The sequence below is a fragment of the Corynebacterium sp. MSK032 genome, assembly GCF_030232065.1.
GTDB classification, from domain to species: domain Bacteria; phylum Actinomycetota; class Actinomycetes; order Mycobacteriales; family Mycobacteriaceae; genus Corynebacterium; species Corynebacterium jeikeium_D.
This window is the reverse complement of sequence record NZ_JASPJR010000016.1, coordinates 27,815-46,344: the sequence shown is the minus strand read 5'-3', so window position 1 is coordinate 46,344 and position 18,530 is coordinate 27,815. Positions and strand designations below refer to the sequence as shown.

17 protein-coding genes and 2 tRNA genes are annotated in these 18,530 nt (G+C 61.3%); 11 read left to right on the top strand and 8 right to left on the bottom strand.

Annotated features, from left to right (window positions below):
* Positions 1–12 precede the first annotated feature (12 nt).
* Both QP995_RS09520 and pepN read right to left on the bottom strand, forming a co-directional pair.
* A complete protein-coding gene (locus tag QP995_RS09520; protein ID WP_016422288.1) occupies positions 13–411 on the bottom strand; it encodes a globin in 399 nt (132 codons plus the stop codon).
* Positions 412–478: 67 nt separating this feature from the next.
* A complete protein-coding gene (gene pepN / locus QP995_RS09515; RefSeq protein WP_284807261.1) occupies positions 479–3,181 on the bottom strand; it encodes an aminopeptidase N in 2,703 nt (900 codons plus the stop codon).
* 187 nt (positions 3,182–3,368) lie between these two features.
* Between pepN and QP995_RS09510 the strand changes: the two genes are divergently transcribed.
* Both QP995_RS09510 and QP995_RS09505 read left to right on the top strand, forming a co-directional pair.
* A complete protein-coding gene (locus QP995_RS09510) occupies positions 3,369–3,899 on the top strand; it encodes an SMI1/KNR4 family protein (protein WP_284807263.1) in 531 nt (176 codons plus the stop codon).
* A 148-nt stretch (positions 3,900–4,047) separates the two neighbouring features.
* A complete protein-coding gene (locus QP995_RS09505) occupies positions 4,048–4,692 on the top strand; it encodes a mycothiol-dependent nitroreductase Rv2466c family protein (RefSeq protein WP_284807265.1) in 645 nt (214 codons plus the stop codon).
* Between the two features lie 7 nt (positions 4,693–4,699).
* On the opposite strand, the gene QP995_RS09500 is transcribed toward QP995_RS09505, so the two are convergent.
* Positions 4,700–5,581, bottom strand: coding sequence for an excalibur calcium-binding domain-containing protein (locus QP995_RS09500; RefSeq protein ID WP_284807267.1), 882 nt, complete (start codon positions 5,579–5,581; stop codon positions 4,700–4,702).
* A gap of 27 nt (positions 5,582–5,608) precedes the next feature.
* A complete protein-coding gene (locus QP995_RS09495; RefSeq protein WP_284807333.1) occupies positions 5,609–6,823 on the bottom strand; it encodes a TIGR04053 family radical SAM/SPASM domain-containing protein in 1,215 nt (404 codons plus the stop codon).
* Between the two features lie 228 nt (positions 6,824–7,051).
* Here QP995_RS09495 and QP995_RS09490 point away from each other — a divergent pair, with 228 nt between their 5' ends.
* Both QP995_RS09490 and QP995_RS09485 read left to right on the top strand, forming a co-directional pair.
* Entirely contained in the window at positions 7,052–7,525 is a 474-nt protein-coding gene (locus QP995_RS09490) for a ribose-5-phosphate isomerase (RefSeq protein ID WP_005511109.1), read from the top strand.
* Between the two features lie 107 nt (positions 7,526–7,632).
* Positions 7,633–8,250, top strand: coding sequence for a DJ-1/PfpI family protein (locus QP995_RS09485; RefSeq protein WP_016422294.1), 618 nt, complete (start codon positions 7,633–7,635; stop codon positions 8,248–8,250).
* A gap of 16 nt (positions 8,251–8,266) precedes the next feature.
* On the opposite strand, the gene QP995_RS09480 is transcribed toward QP995_RS09485, so the two are convergent.
* Positions 8,267–9,148, bottom strand: coding sequence for a hypothetical protein (locus QP995_RS09480; RefSeq protein ID WP_016422295.1), 882 nt, complete (start codon positions 9,146–9,148; stop codon positions 8,267–8,269).
* Positions 9,149–9,294: 146 nt separating this feature from the next.
* Complete coding sequence (locus tag QP995_RS09475) at positions 9,295–9,528, bottom strand: hypothetical protein (protein ID WP_048734899.1); 234 nt, start codon at positions 9,526–9,528, stop codon at positions 9,295–9,297.
* A gap of 375 nt (positions 9,529–9,903) precedes the next feature.
* Here QP995_RS09475 and QP995_RS09470 point away from each other — a divergent pair, with 375 nt between their 5' ends.
* From QP995_RS09470 to QP995_RS09460, 3 genes are all read left to right on the top strand, one after another.
* Positions 9,904–11,427, top strand: a complete 1,524-nt coding sequence (locus QP995_RS09470) for a glycoside hydrolase family 1 protein (RefSeq protein WP_049170990.1) — start codon at positions 9,904–9,906, stop codon at positions 11,425–11,427.
* Positions 11,424–12,731, top strand: a complete 1,308-nt coding sequence (locus QP995_RS09465) for an MFS transporter (RefSeq protein ID WP_016422298.1) — start codon at positions 11,424–11,426, stop codon at positions 12,729–12,731. Before QP995_RS09470 ends, QP995_RS09465 begins: the two co-directional genes overlap by 4 nt.
* Positions 12,732–12,991: 260 nt before the next feature.
* The gene (locus QP995_RS09460) at positions 12,992–14,512 is read left to right on the top strand and encodes an alpha/beta fold hydrolase (protein WP_126107929.1); all 1,521 of its coding nucleotides are present in this window, start codon (positions 12,992–12,994) and stop codon (positions 14,510–14,512) included.
* A gap of 38 nt (positions 14,513–14,550) precedes the next feature.
* Here QP995_RS09460 and QP995_RS09455 read toward each other — a convergent pair whose 3' ends face one another.
* On the bottom strand, positions 14,551–14,763 hold the full coding sequence (locus tag QP995_RS09455; protein WP_048735147.1) for a hypothetical protein: 213 nt from the start codon (positions 14,761–14,763) through the stop codon (positions 14,551–14,553).
* A gap of 186 nt (positions 14,764–14,949) precedes the next feature.
* Positions 14,950–15,024 (bottom strand) — tRNA-Gly (locus QP995_RS09450).
* Between the two features lie 563 nt (positions 15,025–15,587).
* Between QP995_RS09450 and QP995_RS09445 the strand changes: the two genes are divergently transcribed.
* The 4 genes from QP995_RS09445 to QP995_RS09430 all read left to right on the top strand — a co-directional run bounded on the left by QP995_RS09445 (position 15,588) and on the right by QP995_RS09430 (position 18,484).
* A tRNA-Pro gene (locus QP995_RS09445) sits at positions 15,588–15,664 on the top strand.
* On the top strand, positions 15,637–17,100 hold the full coding sequence (tig, locus tag QP995_RS09440) for a trigger factor (RefSeq protein WP_141762827.1): 1,464 nt from the start codon (positions 15,637–15,639) through the stop codon (positions 17,098–17,100). The genes QP995_RS09445 and tig overlap by 28 nt, the downstream gene beginning before the upstream one ends.
* 141 nt (positions 17,101–17,241) lie before the next feature.
* The gene (locus tag QP995_RS09435; protein WP_016422302.1) at positions 17,242–17,814 is read left to right on the top strand and encodes an ATP-dependent Clp protease proteolytic subunit; all 573 of its coding nucleotides are present in this window, start codon (positions 17,242–17,244) and stop codon (positions 17,812–17,814) included.
* A 46-nt stretch (positions 17,815–17,860) separates the two neighbouring features.
* On the top strand, positions 17,861–18,484 hold the full coding sequence (locus QP995_RS09430) for an ATP-dependent Clp protease proteolytic subunit (RefSeq protein ID WP_369707172.1): 624 nt from the start codon (positions 17,861–17,863) through the stop codon (positions 18,482–18,484).
* Positions 18,485–18,530: the final 46 nt, after the last annotated feature.

Here is an 18,530-nt window from a genome sequence, read left to right as displayed (position 1 = left end):
AGGGCCTAATTCCTACTGCGCGTCGAAGCGGTTGATGAGCATGTCAGCAACCTGCACCATGTGGTTCCACATGGCTTCGCGCTGGGGGCGGGGGAGCTCGTCATCGGAAATGTCTGCGAGTGAGGCGCTCATGATTTCCAGCCAGCGGTCGCGTTCGGCCTCGCCGATGGAAAACGGCATGTGGCGCATGCGCAGGCGCGGATGACCACGCTGTTCGCTGTAGGTGTGCGGCCCGCCCCAGTACTGGACGAGAAACATACGTAGTCGATCCTCGGCGCCCTCCCAGTCATCGCTGGGGTACATCGGGCCGATGAGGTCATCGGAACGCATGCGCGTGTAAAAACCATGGACGATGCGATTGAAGACATCCTCGCCGCCGACGGAGTCAAAGAGCGTCTGAGAAGTTGTCATGGCACCAAGTCTATCGACTTGATGCCACGAAAACGATAACGGCCAAAGTGCCGGCCGAAATCACTTGTTACTTCGCGTCGAACTCGCGGGCGCGGAGAGCGAGCTTCACCAGGAACTGCTGCTCAGAAATGATGCGCTTGACCGGCGACGCAGTCTCCTCGCTGTCGAGCAGGCGCTGAGCGGCCGCGATTGCCGACTCGCTGATCTCCCAAGTGGGGTAGAAGCCCTCGAGGAGAGTCTGGGCCGTCTCGGAGGAGAACTGCTTCCACCAGCTGTTGGCAACAGCGAAGAAGTGCTCCGACAGCGAGGTTGCCGACTGCTCCGCGCTGATGGTGGCACGGGAGTCGTCGTCAAGCGCCTGCGCGAGCACTGCACCCGAGCCCGGCGCGTTGAAGCCGGCCAGCAGGTGGCGAATGACAAGGTTCGATGGGGCGTCGTCGCCGGAGACAGTCGCCTCAGCCCAGACGCGGGACTTGTTGGCGAGCGTCGGCACGGAGGCGCGGCAGGCGATGGCGGCCTGTGCGCCGAGTGCTGAATTGTCGGTCTTTTCAAGCTCTGCGATGGCCTCCTCGCCTTCGAGACCAGCGGAAACCAGAGCCTTCAAGGCGCGCCACTGCATGTCGGTGTCGACAGTGACAGCGGGGAAGCCAGCCTTGTCGGCGTCGCCGGCGTAGATGGCGCGCAGTGCGTCGGCGACGTCGCTATTCGACGAGCCCACGGTAGCCAGAGCGTTAACGAAAACCAGGGCGCGGTCGGCGTCGGTTTCCTTCTTCGCGTAGTCCAACAGACCCTGAGCCAGCAGATCGCGGCCGGTGGACTCGGCCCACTGAGGATCGGCGTAGACGTTGACGGCGCTGACCGCCTGAGCGATGACGCGCTCCAAGACGGAGAGCTTATCCTCGCCCGGGATGCCGCGAAGCACCAGGTTGACGAAGTCGCGAGCGCGCATCTGGCCTGCGCGAACCATCTGCCAGGTGGCGGACCAGCACAGTGTGCGCGCCATCGAATCGGTGAAAGCGCCGATGTTGTCGATGACGGTGGCAAGCGAGCCTTCGTCCATGCGAATCATGCTGTAGGTGAGGTCGTCGTCGTTAACCAGCACGACGTCGCCAACTGGTGTGTCGACCAGATCTGGGACATCGGTGCGGGCACCGCGGACGTCGATTTCCACGCGCTTGGTGCGCTCAAGTACAGCGTCCGCGCCGGTGCCGCGCAGGTTGTAGATGCCCACTGCGATTCGGTGATCACGGAGTTCACCGGCACCCGGCTCGGCGCCTTCCTGCGTGACTGCGAAGGAGGTGTACTTGCCGTCCTCTTGATGGAACTCTGGCGCCAGGGTGGTGATGCCGGTGGTGGTCAGCCACTGATCGGCCCAGCCAGACAGATCGCGACCGGAGGCCTCGGAGAGCGCCTCCAACAGATCCGCGAAGGTGGCGTTGCCAAAGCGGTGGCGGGAAAAGTGAAGACGAGCACCGGCGAGGAAGGCGTCCTGACCAACGTAGGCGGCCAGCTGCTTGAGGGTGGACGCGCCCTTGGCGTAGGTGATGCCGTCGAAGTTCTGCTCGACGGTGTCAATGTCGCTGGCATCGGCGGCAATCGGGTGCGTCGACGGCAGCTGATCCTGCTTGTAGGCCCAGGCCTTCTCTACGTTGGCGAAGGTGGTCCAGGCGTGGCTGTAATCGGAAACCTCAACCTGTGCGGCGGCAGCCGACCAGGTAGCGAAGGACTCGTTGAGCCAGAGATCATCCCACCACTGCATGGTGACCAAATCGCCGAACCACATGTGAGCCATCTCGTGCAGGATGGTGTCGTTGCGGCGCTCGTAGAGGTAATGGGTGGGCTTGGAACGAAAGACGTACTCGTCGCGGATGGTCACGCAGCCGGCGTTTTCCATCGCACCCATGTTGTATTCCGGGCAGAAGATCTGGTCGTACTTGCCGAACGGGTAGGGCTCGCCGAAGTGCTTGGCGTAGAAGTCGAAGCCTTCCTTGGTCTCCTTGAACAGAGTGTCGGCATCGAGGTACTCGGCGATGGACTGGCGGCAGTAGATTCCTAGCGGAATGGTCAGCTCGCCGTCCGGCTGGTGCTCGGCAGGGGTTTCCGGGTGCGGTGCGACAGTGCCGGTCCACGAGTCAGTGACCTCGTGCCACGGGCCCGCACAGACTGCGACGAGGTACGTCGACAGCGGAACATCCACTGAGAAGTCGAAGGTGTCGGCCTCATTGCCGTGGACATCGGTGGTGGTGCCGGTCTTGGCTACCGAGTTGGAAATAACCTTCCAGCCCTTCGGCGCCACGACGTGGATGGAGTACGTCGCCTTCAAATCCGGCTGGTCAAAGCAGGCGAACACGCGCTTGGCATCGGCAGTTTCAAACTGCGAGTACAGGTAGGTTTCGCCATCGGCGGGATCCTGGAAGCGGTGAATGCCCTGGCCGTTATTGGTGTAACGACAGTCCGCATCGATAACGACGGTGTGGTCACCTTCGGTCAGGTCTACGTTAATGCCGGTCTCGCTGTCATAGCGAGCGGCCTCCGTGGCATCGACGCCGTCGATGGTCACACTCTTGACAACCGCATCACGCAGGTCAATAAAGGTGGAACCAGCGCGCTTCGCTTTCAGAGAAATTGTGGTCTTGGAAGCGAATGTTGGTGCGCTGTGCTGCCCACCGACCGGTGCGGTCGTAAGGTCGAGGGAGATGTCGTAGTGGGACACCTCGAGCATGGCCGCACGGTCGGCGGCCTCGGTCCTGGTTAGGTTCGTGGAAGTCATGCGACAAGTGTAACCACGACCCCGGATTGGGAATCGGGCAGTAGCGTGGTGGGCGGGGTGACCTCGACTTCCTCGCTCATTGCGTGTCGATTCGGGCGGTCGATTGGCGGTCGATTGGCGGTCGATTGAGCGAGATTTTGGCTTCTTTGGCATGCGAGCAAAGCCGAACGTGAATACACTTCGTTTCATGTACGAACTCAGTGATGATGCAAGCAAGGTTGAACGGGTCAACGCGGCGTGGGATCGCATTGAAGCAAAGCTTGGCGACGATGCTTTGGGGGCCCCGGCGACAGAAGCGGAACTGGATCAGCTTGAGGCTGACCTCGGAGTAAAGCTGCCAGACTACGTGCGAGCTTCGTGGCTGCGGCACGCGTCTGTGGACGGTGAGCCGTGGGACGGTGGCTGGATTGCACCGCCTAAGTCGATTCTGAATGACTACAAGCTGTGGACTCAGCTGCAGGCCGACGGCGAGTTCGATGACTTTGAAGCCGAAAGCATGGACAGCGCCGACTCGGATGGCAAGTGGTATCACGAGGCATGGATTCCACTGGTCATGGACTTCGGCGGAAACAACTACTGTCTGGACATGCGCTCGGGGAAGATGGTCTCCATGGACCACGAGGTGGGCTCGGAGTTCCTGGACTACGCCGATTGGCCTGCCTACCTGGAGGCTGCCGCTGATTCCCTGGAGGCTACGGGCTTGCCCTGGAACGGTTAGGTAGGCGATTTAGACGGCGCCCGATGGGGGAGCCAGTTAACACCAGGTCCGGTAGAACTTCGGACCCATCCGAATTCATGAATGCGAGCCGAAAAAATCCGCCCTATAGTCGTTGATAAGTCAATCAATGCTTTAGGAGGACTTTCACATGAGCAATCGAGAAAAGGTCACTTTCTACTTCGACGTTTCCTGCCCGTTTTGCTGGGTGACGTCGCGCTGGATTAAGGAAGTCGAAAAGGTCCGCGATATCGAGGTCGAGTGGAGGCCGATGAGCCTGTCGGTACTCAACGAAGGTCGCGATGAGCTGCCGGAAGACTACAAGTTCATGATGCAGTGCAACTGGACCCCGGCACGCCTGTTCAACGCAGTGTTCTCCCAGGATGGTCAGGAGGCCGTCGACAAACTCTACACCGCGCTGGGCACGAAGATTCACAACGAAAGCCGCATCGATCGCCACGCGCATGTCGACGAGCCGGAGCACGCATTCGACGAACTGATTAAGGAATCCCTCGCAGAGGTTGGCCTGCCGGAAGAGCGTCTGGCCCAGGCCCTGACTACAGAGTTTGATGAGCTCATGCGTGAAAACCACGCGGAGGCCATGAAGGAGGTCGGCAACGACGTCGGCACTCCGGTGGTCAAGCTCAACGACGTTGCCTTCTTTGGCCCGGTGCTTACCCGTATCCCACGCGGCGAAGAAGCGGGCAAGATCTTCGACGGCTCGGTCGCCCTTGCCAGCTACCCGTACTTCTTCGAGATAAAGCGCTCCCGCACTGAGAGCCCGCGCTTCGACTAGGGGGAAACTACTCGCAGGCAATACCGTCGCCGTCGCGGTCAAGGCCAGAACGGTATCCGGCTTCGCCCACGTAAAGTGGAGCGGCACCTGCAGCTCGAGCTTCCGAACAATTGGCGTAATAAGAAGTTCCACCAGAACTAGGTGCTGATGCCGGCTCTTGAACAGGCGCCGGTACAACAGCTGGTGCCGGTGCTGGTTCAAATGTTGTCTCCTCGAAGGTCGAGGATGGAACTGGCGATTCGTACGCTGGCATCCGCTCTGTTACGTATGTTTCTTCTTGTGGGGCGTACAACGAACTGATTCCAGCCTCATTCGAGGGATGGTCTACTGGCACGTTGGCTTGTGAGCTAGTGCTTTCAGAACTGGCCGTTGTCGTCTTGTGGATTGTCTTTGTGACCGTTGTTGCTTCAGAGTTGCCGGTGGGCTTGCTGTCTGCATTCGCAGCAGGATGTTCGTTGTTCGTTTCCTCATCGGGAAGAAGAGTTCCACCAAATGAAAAAGTCAACAACGCCAAAAATGCGACTATTCCCCATCGGCGTTTGACGAGTTTTGGTTTAGTGCTTGGGTCTACCCCAAGGAGGGCTCGGTCTTCAGGGGTGAGGAATTGATAAGTACGAGCATTTTCGGCAGCCTCTTCGTAGGCTTTCGCGTCGAGTTTTTCGTAACGGAACCAGAGAAGTGCAGGAACAATCAGAGCCGCTGCACCAAGGCAAGTTCCAATTACTTCTTTTGTGCTCTGTGCCTCAGTAACAACATTTGTTAGAGCTATAATTCCAAAAGCAATGCCTGCCCAGGCGAGGAATTTCCATAGTCCTGATTTCCTAGGCTTCTCAACTACTGGTTCGGATGTGTCTGTTGGGTCTAATGAATCCCAAGGGGAGTCGTTCATGCTCTGGCTCCATCGAAGAATGCGAAACTAGTCTGTTGCACCATTCCTCTGTGGCAGTTTCGTGCCAGTATTCCCGGTAGAGGCCTGCCGTTCTTCTTCGCTCATGGCAGCCCACCGTGGCGGGATGTAGATGCATGTCGGATCGGATGCCGTGTAATCCCCGGTCAACGCGTACGCAGTCGAGCGGGACCCACCGCATACGCTGTGGTATTCACAGACGCTGCACTTGCCGTGCCAATTATCAGGATCGCGGAGAGCCTTAAAAGCCGGCGAGTTGGAATAAATCTCTTGGAAGGGTGTTGCCTTTACATTACCGCAGTGAAGCGGCAGGAAACCATTGGGGTAGACGTCGCCGATGTGGTCAATGAAGGCAAAACCTGACCCAGAATTGACGGCCATGGGGGAGCGCGGCCGGCGTGGTTTTTCCGGCACAGCGCCGAGAAGCTTTGTCGTTTCCTCGGTCAAGTAGCGGTAGAGCTCGCCGCCCTCATAGGGTGGCAGCCCCTTTTCCTTCGCTTCCTCCTGCTGCATGACGACGCGCCGATACTGCGGCGCCTCCGTCGTTTTAATGGCAATTCGGTTGGACACATCCGATAGCCAGTGCAGAACGTCCTCGCGTTCCTCCGGCGACAAAGCGCCCAAATCCGCACCACGACCAGTGGGAACGAGGAAAAAGACGTACCACATCTTGGCCTGCATCTCCATGACGGTCTTCAGCAGCGCTGGCGCCTCATGAATATTTCCCTTGGTCAGGGTCGAGTTAATCTGCAGCCGGTAACCGGCCTCGTTGATGTGCGGAGCCATTTCGAGCGTCTTTTCAAAAGTGCCCGAAAATCCACGGAACTTGTCATGGGTCTGGGCAGTCGCGCCATCGAGCGACATCGACATCGCCTTGCCACCGGCCTCACGCAGTGACTGAATCCGCTCTGGCGTGAGCCGCGGCGTCACCGATGGAGATAGCGACATATTCAGGCCCTGCTCCGTGCCGAATCGCACCAATTCTTCCAGGTCATCACGCTCAAAAGGGTCGCCGCCGGTGAGCACCACAAGTGGCTTCGGCTTGCTATACGACGCCAAGGTCTCCAGCAGCATCTTGCCCTCGGTGGTCGAAAGCTGGTGAGGATGCGGCTCGTGCTGTGCATCTGCACGGCAGTGCTTGCAGACTAAGCCACAAGCCCGAGTGACCTCCCAAATGACAATAAATGGTTTCTTATTGATGTCATGCCGAACCGTTCGCACCACCGGTGCGTGATGATTCCCATGGGAGCCATGGGAATCCGGATCGACTTGGAAGTGAGCTTGCGGCGCAGGAGACACGGTAAAAGCACCCAATTTCCGGTTTCGAAGACGTGCTGAAACGCAAATACAGTCACTTTTCACCCTATTCGGCTGCGCAGGAGACGTCGTCAAGCAATACCTAAAACGGGTGCAGGCGCCGTGGAATCCGTGGGAACCGCTAAACTTGCTGCCATGCGTATTTACCTTGGTGCAGACCACGCCGGTTTTGAGATGAAGAACCTGATTAAGGCCCACCTGGAGAAGGCTGGCCACGACGTCGTTGATTGCGGCGCTCACACCTACGACCCTGCAGATGATTACCCAGCATTCTGCATTGAGGCGGCTTCCCGTACCGTCGCTGATCCGGGCAGCCTGGGCATCGTGCTCGGCGGTTCCGGCAACGGCGAGCAGATTGCTGCTAACAAGGTCAAGGGCGCTCGTTGTGCGCTGGCTTGGTCGGTGGAGACCGCAAAGCTCGCCCGCGAGCACAACAATGCTCAGCTGATCGGCCTCGGCGGTCGTATGCACTCTGAGGAAGAGGCCCTGGCTATCGTCGATGCTTTCGTCTCCCAGCCGTGGAGCGAGGAGGAGCGTCACCAGCGCCGCATCGACATTCTGGCAGAGTACGAAAAGACTGGCGTTGCCCCGGAGCTGCCAGAAGCTTAAAGGGATTGCTGTTCGCTATCTGTTGATAGGAATAAAAAAGGGGTCTGGTTCCAGAAAACTCTGGGACCAGACCTTTTTTCATGTGTAGACGGAGTAGGAATTGTCGTATGACAAATCAAGAAGCGCATCGCCGAGTAACTGTTGTGCTATTCCCCGGGTTCGAGCTCTTGGACGTATTTGGACCGGTTGGCCTTTTTGGCCATGTCCCAGAGATTGAGGTCGAATATGTCGCCAACATTGCTGGTCCGATAACCAGCGCTCAGGGGGCGCAGGTTATCGCCACACGTTGTGCCACTGACCTCGAAACGGTCGATATTCTTCTAGTTCCTGGTGGAGCCGGGAGTAGAACACTAGTTGACGATGCAGAGTTTTTGGACTGGCTCAACAACCTCGGATCCCGGGCGCGGTTAGTGGCATCGGTTTGCACAGGTTCCGCACTGCTTGCTGCGGCTGGGCTTCTTGAAGGAAAGCGGGCAACTAGTAATAAGTTGGCTTTTGATTGGGCTACCTCGTTCGGAAACGAAGTGACGTGGGTGAAAGCGGCTCGATGGGTTGAAGACGGAGATCGCTGGAGCTCATCAGGAGTCGCAGCAGGTATGGATATGGCTGTTGCTTTAATTAGCAGCATCCTTGGCAAGGAAGCTGGTCGATTCGCCGCCAGAAAAATTGAGTATCGGCCTCAGACAGACGGCACTGTCGATCCTTTTGCGGATTTAGCGAAATAGCGGCGCCGGGCTTTTTCTAAATATCGAAACCGTCGAATCCGCCGTCGAAAAATCCGCCGCCGTCGCCGCCGCCGTCGCCGCCACCGAAGAGGCCGTCGAAGAAGCCTCCGCCGTCGCCTGCGTCACCGGCATCTGCACCGCCGCCACCGAAGTCGCCGCCAAGGTCATCTCCACCGAAATCGTCGCCACCGAAGTCTTCGGCTCCAAAGTCCTCGGTGCCGCCGAAGTCGTCAGCGCCGGTGCCCATGCCGCTGGCGAACTCATCAGCGCCGTAGGCAACACCGGCCATACCGTGGAAGAGGGTAGAGAACAGCAGCATCGAGCCTGCGGTCCAGACACCGGTGCGGAGCGCGGACTTCCACCATGGCTCGGAGTACCAACCGGCCGGAACCGGACGGCCAGCGACACGACCACCGGGGTAGTAGTTCGGAGTTTCCGGGGTGGCGTATGGAGAGGCGGTAACCGAGTGGCCTTCGTGCTCAATGGTGCGAGTTTCGGTCACAGAACCAGCGGCCTTCTGCCCCTCCAGCGGTGGCAGTGTCGGCCCCGCCGGCAGGCCCATAATTTCGCGAGCCGCATTGATGTAGTGCAGGCCCTCCAGCGCCGATTCGCGGGCCATTCGCGCCTGTGCCGGGGTGCGCGCAGTAGAAATCTGCGAGGAAGCGGCATTGTAGCGCTCGGATGCGTCAGCAAGAGCCTGCGTGGAAGCCGAATCGGTGCCAGCCAGGTTCAATACCTGTGAGCCCAGTCGCTCAATCCATCGGCGGGCGTCTGCGACGGCGTCTTCCAATTGATTGTTCTGGCGAGCATCAAAGGCCCTGTTAGAGCGGTTTTGAGCCATCGACGCGATGATAATTGCGCCGCCGACGGTGATCGCGATCAGGATTAAAGCCCCCATGGGCTAGGCCTCCAAAAAGGAAATTGCGGGTACTGCTTGTAATTACTTGAGATAACGCATGTAGAGCGAAAAAAGTTCCCGAGCTTACATATCTGTCCGACAGATGTAGCTCGGGAACCAGGAAATGATTGGGTATGGGTAGGTATCTATGATTCGGCGGAGTCGGTGCTCTTGGTGCGGCTCTTCCGATTGGCGTGCCATGCGCGAACTTCTTCGGAATCCCACAGGGTCAACCCATGAAGCTTCGCGACGGGTTCAGGAGCCTTCTTGCGGCCAGCGTAGCTGGTGAAAGTGCCACGTGCGGTGCCGGAAAAAGCAGCGCATTCGACCGCGGTCCATAGTTCGTGTCCAGTATCGGCATCGATAATGGTGGGCTTCATGGTGCCCAGAGTACCCGTAGCACTGGATCCTGAACAGAGGTCAGAAGAATTTCTGGTCCCCGGACGTCGGCTCAGAAAGTAAAAACCGGGAGCAATGCGCCCGGTTGCGTGGAGGGGATGACGGGAATCGAACCCGCGTCTTCAGCTTAGAAGGCTGACAAGTGGGGTTCCTAACGTGATTTTTGATTTTTTTTGGGGGGGGACATCGTCAACAACGGGCCGGGGCTCCGATTCGTTCCAGGGGGAGCGGATTTTTCGCGAACGATCCGGTTGCTCTACTCGGTTGCTTTACGACGACCCCGTCGACGCGCGAAACCCATAATATTTTGTTTGAAAACCAAAAACTAGGCGTGATGTGTGACATAGGATGTCGGCATGTCAACCAATGTGCCTGCCAATGACCGAACTCTCCATCCTCAGCCGCGCACGTCGCCGCTCGCGAAGCCGTTGCATCACGACGTCGATCTGCGGGGTCTGCTGATCGGCACGGCGTCGGCCGCCGGGCAGATCGAGGGCGGTGACGAGAACAACGACTGGTTCGATTGGGCCCGCGAGCCCGGCAACATCGCCGATGGTTCGACCCCGCTGCGCGCCACCGACCACTGGAACCGGTGGCGGGAGGACAACGAGCTCATGGCGTCGCTGGGTCTGCCCATCGCTCGCATCGGCGTGGAGTGGGCGCGTATCGAACCGCGGCCGGGGGAGTTCGACCATGCGGTGCTGGATCGCTACCGTGAGGAGATTGCCGACCTGCGGGACAAGGGGATTCGTCCGCTGGTGACGCTCCATCACTTCGTCAATCCGCTCTGGTTCGCTCGGCGCGGCGGCTTCACCTCCGATGAATCGCCGGCGGCTTTCCTGCGCTATGCGGAGACGACCGTGCGGGCGCTCGACGACCTCGTCGACGAGTGGATCACCGTCAACGAGCCGAACGTGTACGCCACCCAGGCGCACATGTTCCGCTCGGGCCCGCCGGGCAACCGCTCGTGGGGCGACACGATGGCCGTGCTGCGCAACATGGCGGTGTCCCACATCCGCGGTTACGAGGTCATCCACGGCATCCAGGGGGATCGGGCGAAGGTCGGCATCGCCCACCACGCACGGGCGTTCGCGCCGCGCAATCCGCGCAACCCCATCCACCGCGGCCTGGCGCGGATCAATCGGCATCTGTTCCAGGACATCGTCGCCGACGCGCATCTGGCGGGGAAGTTCCATCCGCTGCTGGGCGGGGCGAAGGTCGGCCGCGGGTTGCCGTCGGGCCGCCACCACGACTTCCTGGGCCTGAACTACTACTCGCGCACGGCCGTCGACAAGTTCGACGACGGCACCTTCGTCGGGGCTCCGGTCAACGACCTCGGGTGGGAAATCCACCCCGAGGGCCTGGTCGAATGCGCCCGCGACCTGAACGAGCGTTTCGGCGGACCGGTCTGGATCACCGAAAACGGCACCTGCGATCTCGGCGATCTGGAGCTGTCGGTCGGTGGCGTGGACGCGGGCGTCGAAAAGCCGAATCCGGCCGGGGACTACGCCAACCCGGACGCCGGGGCTGCCGACCGCAGGCTGGAGTCGTTCCGGCCGCGGTTCATCCTGGAGCACCTGCGGGCCATCGCCGAGTCGGACGTGCCCATCGAGCGCTGGTACCACTGGTGCTTCGTGGACAACTGGGAATGGGCCGACGGCGAAGAGCCGCGATTCGGCATCGTCCACCTGGACTACGAGACGCAGGAACGGACGATGAAGCCGTCGGGCCACCTGCTGGCCGAGCTGGCCCGCACCGGGCGGATCACCCCGGAGCTGCACCGGCGCTACACCGCAGGCCGTCGTTACCCCGTCGCGGACGAACACACCGACCCCAACGTGCGGGCGCAGCCGCCGGAGCCGGATGGGGTGCAGGGATGAGCTCCTCCGAACACGCCGGCTCCTCCGAACGCGCCATCTCCGACGTCGGGCGTTTCACCGCCGACCCCGCCCAGCGCACGCCGGTGACCACCGGCTGGATCGTGCGGTACGGCCTGCTGTACCTGGGGCAGAACATCTCGTGGGCAGCGCCGACGCAGCTGTTGTTGGCGCAGCAGATCCTCATCTGGCATCCGGGGGAGAAGGAGGAGAAGTTCGCGCTCCTCATGGCGGTCGGCGGGTTCTTCTCCATCATCGGGCATCCGCTGGCCGGGTGGTTGTCGGACCGCACGGACACGCGCTGGGGCCGCCGCGCCCCGTGGATCCTCTTCGGCGGGCTGGCGGCGGCCGGGTCGCTGGTGTTCCTGGGCGCCGCGCCGGGCTTCATGGCGTTGACCATCGGGTGGGCGGTGTTCCAGCTGGCCATCGCGGCGTCAATCAACGCGGCCCAGGCGGTGGCGCCGGATACGGTGCCGGACAATCAGTACGGCGTGGTCTCGGGTGTGCTGGGGCTGACGTACACCCTCGGCGTGGTGCTGGGCACCGTCGTGGCCACGGTGTTCGACCTGGGGCTGGCGTACATCGTCACCGCGGCGCTGCTGCTGGTGCTCATCGGCCAGTTCCTGCCGGGCTTCCGCGACGTGTCCCGGGTGCGGTCGCAGGCGGCCGCATCTCCGGTGCTTGACGACGCCGGCGGGGACGCTGACGCCGTGGTGCCCGCCGTCGCCGAGGTGCCCGGAGGGCTCTACCGCGACTTCACGTGGGTGTTCATCGCCCGGTTCCTGGTGACCACGGGCAACTCGGTCGCGTTGTTCTACCTGTTCTATTACCTGCGCGATCACATCGGCCACCCCGATCCGGATGCCGGCGTACTCGTCCTCACCGGCGCGTATGCCCTGTGCGTCATCGTCACCGCGATCCTGTCGGGCAAAGTGTCCGACAAGATGGGCAAGCGCCGGGTGTTCGTGGCGTTGTCGTCGATGGGCGTCGCCGGGGCCTGCGCGATCATGGCGTTCGCCGGGAGCTTCGCCATGGTCGTCGGCGCGGCGGTGCTGTTGGGTCTGTCGTGGGGCGTGTTCATGGCCGTCGATCAGGCCCTGATCAACCAGGTGCTGCCCAAGGCCGATGAGCGCGGGCGTGACGTGGGCGTCATGAACCTCGCCGTCGCCGGCCCGAACATGGCCGCCCCGGTGCTCGCCGCCTTCGCGTTGGCGAACCTCGGCGGGTACCCCGGCCTGTACGTTTTCGCGGGCGCGCTCACCGCCGTCGGTGCGGTGCTGGTGTACCGGGTGCGGTCCGTGCCCTGATCTCCGTGCGTTGAACAGCGTGCGGCCGGTGCCTTAATCTTCGTGCCTTGAACGGCGTGCGGTCGGCGTTACGGTTTGATACCGTTCGTTGCAGTCGATGAAAGGTGTTTATCCCCGTGCGCCCCACGAAGAAGTTGTCCCCCGCCGCATTCGGCGCAGCGTCCCCCGCCGTCTCCTCTGTGGAGACCGGTGCCGAGGCCCGGTCCGCGAGCCGAGTCTCAGCGGCCCCGTCGTCCCGGACGTCCTTCGTCCGCAGGGCGTTGGCCCCGGTCACGGCGCTCGCGCTGGCGGGCACGTTGCTGTCGGTGCCGCAGGCGTCGGCCGGCGGCTCCGCCGGTCCGGCCGATCTCGGCGGGTTGGACTGGGGCGCGTGCCCGACCGCGGCGATGACCGCGCCGGGCACCGTGTGCGCGGACATCGACGTGCCACGTGATTATTCCGACCCGGAGGGCGCGACGATTTCCCTCACTGTCAGCCGGGTTCCGGCGACGGGGGAGCGCCGTGGCGTCATCGCAGGCAATCCGGGCGGCCCCGGCGGCGACGCGTTGGGAATGTTCTCCGACGAGGCCGTGAGGATGCCGACCGCCGTCCGGGAGCACTTCGACCTCATCGCCGTCGAGCCGCGCGGCCTGGCCTGGGGCACCCCGCTGAACTGCAACGTGGCGGACATCCCGATGACGGGTCTGCTCTCCGGGCAGGTCGGCGCGATGTACGCCTCCTGCGAAGCCAATGAACCGGGATACGCGGCGACCATCACCACGGAGAACACCGCTCGCGATCTCAACCATGTCCGCGACGTGCTCGGCCAGGACGTCATGCACCTCTACGGCCTGTCCTACGGCACGGATCTGATGAGCACGTACGCGACCCTGTTCCCGGACAAGACGGGCCGGATGGTGCTGGATTCCTCGGTCGATCCTGCCGACCGTTACTTTCGGCTCGGAGACTCGCGCGAGCCGTGGCGCCGCGAGGCTCTCAACGCGATGTTCCAGTGGATCGCCGACCGTGACGACGAGTACGGCCTGGGCACCACCGCCCTGCAGGTGTACGCGCGCTGGTCGCAGCGCATCAACGAGGAGGTTGGCGCGCCGGGTCAGGTCTACCCGCCGCCGACGCAGGTGGGCGACGTGCCCGCCGCCTTCGCCGACGACCCGGAGGCGTTCATGCAGCTGGCCGACGGCGTTCTGCCCGTCGCGTGGCGCAGCCATTCCTTCGCGGCGAACCTGATGCGCCCCGGCGCCGGCAATCAGTCGGTGCTGCTGCAGCAGACCTTCGCGGCGACGTACTCGGAGAGCATGTGGCCCGACATCGCCGACGCCGTGGTCACCGGCGAGGTGGAGACCCCCGAACTACCCGAGGGCGTGACCCCGGAAGACATGATGGCGCAGACCGAGGCGATGGGAACCATCGAGCGGGCGATCATCTGCAACGACAACGTCACCGCCGCCGACCCGTCCCGCATTCCCCGCACGTACCTCGACCAGTTCACCGGCGGCGACATCTTCCGCCTCAACGCCGATGCGCTGTCGTCGGGGCAGCTATGCCTCGGCTGGCCGGGGCAGGGCGCTGCCGTGGAACTCAGCGGCGACGCCCTCGAGTCGAAGCCGCTGCTGCTCCACTACGACCGCGATGCGGCGGTGACCGGCACGGGCGGCCGCGCGATGCAGGCGGTCATGGGCGGCGAGCTCATCGAGCTGCCGGGCCACGGCCACGGCGTGCTCGTCGCCCACAACGACGCCGACGAGATCGCCAACGTCGTCGCCGCCCACTACTTGGGCTGACCGGTCATGCCGGGCTGACCGGTCCGAGATTGGGCCGGCTACTTGCCCTTCGCCTCGTGGCCTTTCTGCCACTCGCGCACGTCGTCGGAGTTCCGCGGGTTCAGCCCGTGGAGCTTCGCCGCCGGCACCGGCGCTTTGCCACGGCCCGCATAGCTGGTGAACGTGCCGCGCGCGGTACCGGTGAACTCCGCGCATTCGGCGACGGTCCACAGCTCGACGCCGGTGTCCTTGTCGATGATGCGAGGATTCATGCCGCCGGGACTAGTTGTGCGTGACGACGGCAAAAGACCCGACATGACAGTGCCACCGACTTGTTACCGACGCTGTATGAAACCGTGACGCGCGCACGCGGTCGTGACATGCCTGTGACGGATTTCGGGACGGATCCCGTCAAAAAGAAGAACACCCTCCGACGCTGGCCGGAGGGTGCTTTCACATGGAGGGGATGACGGGAATCGAACCCGCGTCTTCAGCTTGGAAGGCTGAGGTATTAGCCACTATACGACATCCCCATAGACAGAAATCCGGTTTAGATGCGCACTCGCCTCAACCAGACCGTGTCTTGGTACAAGGCATATTAACTCGTTAAAGCGCACATACAAAAATCGATGCCAGGTTTTTCTCGAAGGATTTAAAGAAAAGTGGCTGTGGCCGGGAAAAACAGAAAATGAAACTAAAGCAATATGGGGTATATGAAACAGGCGTATAGCCGTTGATTACACTGTCACACGACTCAACAAAGGGGCAGTCGTTTTAGGCGGCTTCTTTGGGGAGTCGGCCGACGAATGGAGTGTTTGCAGTAAACGAGGCCGCCAAAAGCAGTGCCGAGGTGATGCAAACGCCCTGTGATATGCATGGTTTTCATGAAACCGGTAGTAGTTGGCAGGTTGGCTCTCGATGGCGTCGTAAAGCGTTTTCAGACAGAGCATTAGCCTGGTTGAACGCGTGGTTTTGTGATTTCATTAATCGTCAGGTAAATCTATACGGGTCCGTTGTGGAAACGCGATTTCGCGACTATGAGGGCCCCGGTGCAGATGCTCCAAAGGGGTTTCTGCTAGGTTTCGAATGACGCATACGGGGTATGGCGCAGCTTGGTAGCGCGTCCGCTTTGGGAGCGGAAGGCCGTGGGTTCAAATCCCGCTACCCCGACCAGTATCACGGGCACTCCCGTGGTCTATGAATTAATCATCGAGTTGCAGGAGAGTGCACCAGTGAAGTCTTCCGTTGAGAAGCTCAATGAGACCCGAGTGAAGATTACCGTCGAGGTCCCGTTTGACGAGCTGAAGCCAGAGTTCGACAATGCCTACAAGGCACTGGCTCAGCAGGTCCAGATTCCGGGCTTCCGTAAGGGCAAGGCACCGGCAAAGCTGATTGAGGCCCGCTTCGGCCGCGGCCCAATCCTGGAGCAGGTGCTCAACGACATGGTTCCGTCCCGCTACGACGAGGTCGTTCGCGAGGAGGAGCTGAAGGTTATCGGTCAGCCTGAGGTTGACATCACCAAGCTGGAAGACGGCGAGCTCGTCGAGTTCACCGCTGAGGTCGACGTCCGTCCGGAGATTGGGCTGCCGAAGTTCGAGGACATCGCAGTTGAGGTTGACCCGCTGGTCGCCGACGAGGAAGCTGTTGAGGCTGAGCTGCAGAACCTGCTCGCTCGCTTCGGCACCCTGACCGGCGTTGAGCGCGCAGTTGAGAAGGATGACTTCGTCTCCATCGACCTGTCCGCCACTATCGACGGTGAAGAGCTGGAAGAGGCTTCCACCGAGGGACTGTCCTACCAGGTTGGCTCCGACGATCTGATTGACGGCCTGGATGAGGCTGTTGTTGGCCTGTCCCAGGGCGAGTCCAAGGAATTCACCACCAAGCTGGTTGCTGGCGAGCACGAGGGCGAGGACGCTCAGGTCACCGTTACCGTTCAGTCCGTCAAGGTCCGCGAGCTGCCGGAAGCTGACGACGACTTCGCTCAGATGGCTTCCGAGTTCGACACCATCGAGGAGCTGAAGGAAGACCTGGCACGCCAGGTCGAGAACACCAAGAAGGGCGAACAGGCTCAGCAGGTCCGCGACAAGGTCCTGGCTGCCGCAATGGAGCAGACCACAATCGCTCTTCCGGAGGGTGTTGTCAAGGAGCAGGTCGAGGGCCAGCTGCAGCAGCTGCTGGGTCAGTTCGGCGGCGACGAGAAGGTTCTGAACTCCATGCTGGAGGCCCAGGGCACCACTCGTGAGCAGTTCGACGAGGACTCCAAGAAGTCCGCTGAGGAAGCTGTTCGCACCCAGCTGTTCCTGGATGCACTGGCTGAGGAGATCCAGCCGGACGTTTCCCAGCAGGAGCTCACCGACCACATCCTGTTCACTGCTCAGTCCTACGGCATGGACCCGAACCAGTTCATCCAGCAGATTCAGCAGTCCGGCCAGCTCGGCAACCTGTTTGCAGACGTTCGCCGCGGCAAGGCTCTGGCCACCTCGATCCTGAAGGCTTCCGCCAAGGACACTGAGGGCAACGAAATCGATCTGAACGAGTACTTCGGTGAGGTCGAAGCTGAGGCTGAGAAGGCTGAGTCCGACAAGGCTGAGGACACTTCCGCTGAGTAAGCCCCGCAATTAGCGCGGCGCGTTCCTCATGCCGCAACGCTTATAGCGAACAAGGGCCGTTCCCGAAACAAAGGGGCGGCCCTTTTCGTTACCCTCTAATGAACGACAAAACTCGCACACGTACGAAAAAGGAGTACACAGATGAGCGATAACGCCCAGATGTCGACGAACACGGTTTTCGACAAGCTGCTCAAGGAGCGCATTATTTGGCTGGGTGAGCAGGTCGACGACGAGATTGCCAACAAGCTCTGCGGTCAGATGCTGCTCCTGGCAGCCGAGGACCCGGAGGCGGATATCTCGCTGTACATCAACTCCCCGGGCGGCTCCGTCACCGCCGGCATGGCCATTTACGACACCATGCAGTTCGTTCCGTGCGACGTGGCTACCTACGGCATGGGCTTGGCAGCTTCCATGGGCCAGTTCCTGCTCGCCGCAGGTGCTAAGGGCAAGCGTTACGCGCTGCCGCACGCCCGCATTATGATGCACCAGCCATCTGCAGGTATTGGCGGTACCGCATCCGACATCACCATTCAGGCTGAGCAGTTCGCTGCCACCAAGAAGGAGATGGCTCGCCTGATTGCGCAGCACACCGGTCAGCCGGTCGAGCGCATTGAGGAAGACTCAGACCGCGACCGCTGGTTCACCGCGGCTGAGGCTAAGGAATACGGCCTGGTTGACCACGTCGTAACCGCCCTCAAGGACACCGCACGCTAAAAGCGGACAGTAGCGAATAATTAGAGGCGATTTAATCAACATGGAGATGAACAATATGCAGATGCCGCAGTCGCGCTACGTGCTTCCTTCTTTCGTGGAGCACTCCAGCTTTGGTGCTAAGGAATCCAACCCATACAACAAGCTCTTCGAAGAGCGCATTATCTTCCTCGGCTCCCAGGTCGACGACACCGCCGCTAACGACATCATGGCGCAGCTGCTGGTGCTCGAGGGGCTGGACCCGGATCGTGACATCACGATGTACATCAACTCCCCAGGTGGCTCCTTCACGTCGCTGATGGCCATCTACGACACGATGCAGTACGTGCGTCCCGACGTGCAGACGGTGTGCCTGGGCCAGGCTGCTTCCGCGGCAGCCGTCCTGCTCGCTGCGGGTGCACCGGGTAAGCGTGCAGCTCTGCCGAATGCGCGCGTGCTCATTCACCAGCCGGCCACCCAGGGTATCCAGGGCCAGGTTTCCGACCTGGAGATTCAGGCGAACGAGATCGAGCGCATGCGCAAGCTGATGGAGGAGACTCTGGCTCGCCACTCCGGTCGCACTGCAGAGCAGATCCGCAAGGACACCGATCGTGACAAGATCCTGACCGCCGAAGAGGCCGTCGAGTACGGCATCATCGACCAGGTCTTCGAGTACCGCAAGCACAACGCTTAAAAGGGGACATAGTCTCTCTGGAGTGCTGCGCACTGGCCGTCGTAAA

Coding starts and splice junctions, on each gene's coding strand:
- QP995_RS09520 (WP_016422288.1), bottom strand. CDS start 411: ATGACAACTTCTCAGACGCTCTTTGACTCCGTCGGCGGCGAGGATGTC.
- pepN (WP_284807261.1), bottom strand. CDS start 3,181: ATGACTTCCACGAACCTAACCAGGACCGAGGCCGCCGACCGTGCGGCC.
- QP995_RS09510 (WP_284807263.1), top strand. CDS start 3,369: ATGTACGAACTCAGTGATGATGCAAGCAAGGTTGAACGGGTCAACGCG.
- QP995_RS09505 (WP_284807265.1), top strand. CDS start 4,048: ATGAGCAATCGAGAAAAGGTCACTTTCTACTTCGACGTTTCCTGCCCG.
- QP995_RS09500 (WP_284807267.1), bottom strand. CDS start 5,581: ATGAACGACTCCCCTTGGGATTCATTAGACCCAACAGACACATCCGAA.
- QP995_RS09490 (WP_005511109.1), top strand. CDS start 7,052: ATGCGTATTTACCTTGGTGCAGACCACGCCGGTTTTGAGATGAAGAAC.
- QP995_RS09485 (WP_016422294.1), top strand. CDS start 7,633: ATGACAAATCAAGAAGCGCATCGCCGAGTAACTGTTGTGCTATTCCCC.
- QP995_RS09480 (WP_016422295.1), bottom strand. CDS start 9,148: ATGGGGGCTTTAATCCTGATCGCGATCACCGTCGGCGGCGCAATTATC.
- QP995_RS09475 (WP_048734899.1), bottom strand. CDS start 9,528: ATGAAGCCCACCATTATCGATGCCGATACTGGACACGAACTATGGACC.
- QP995_RS09470 (WP_049170990.1), top strand. CDS start 9,904: ATGTCAACCAATGTGCCTGCCAATGACCGAACTCTCCATCCTCAGCCG.
- QP995_RS09465 (WP_016422298.1), top strand. CDS start 11,424: ATGAGCTCCTCCGAACACGCCGGCTCCTCCGAACGCGCCATCTCCGAC.
- QP995_RS09455 (WP_048735147.1), bottom strand. CDS start 14,763: ATGAATCCTCGCATCATCGACAAGGACACCGGCGTCGAGCTGTGGACC.
- QP995_RS09435 (WP_016422302.1), top strand. CDS start 17,242: ATGAGCGATAACGCCCAGATGTCGACGAACACGGTTTTCGACAAGCTG.
- QP995_RS09430 (WP_369707172.1), top strand. CDS start 17,861: ATGAACAATATGCAGATGCCGCAGTCGCGCTACGTGCTTCCTTCTTTC.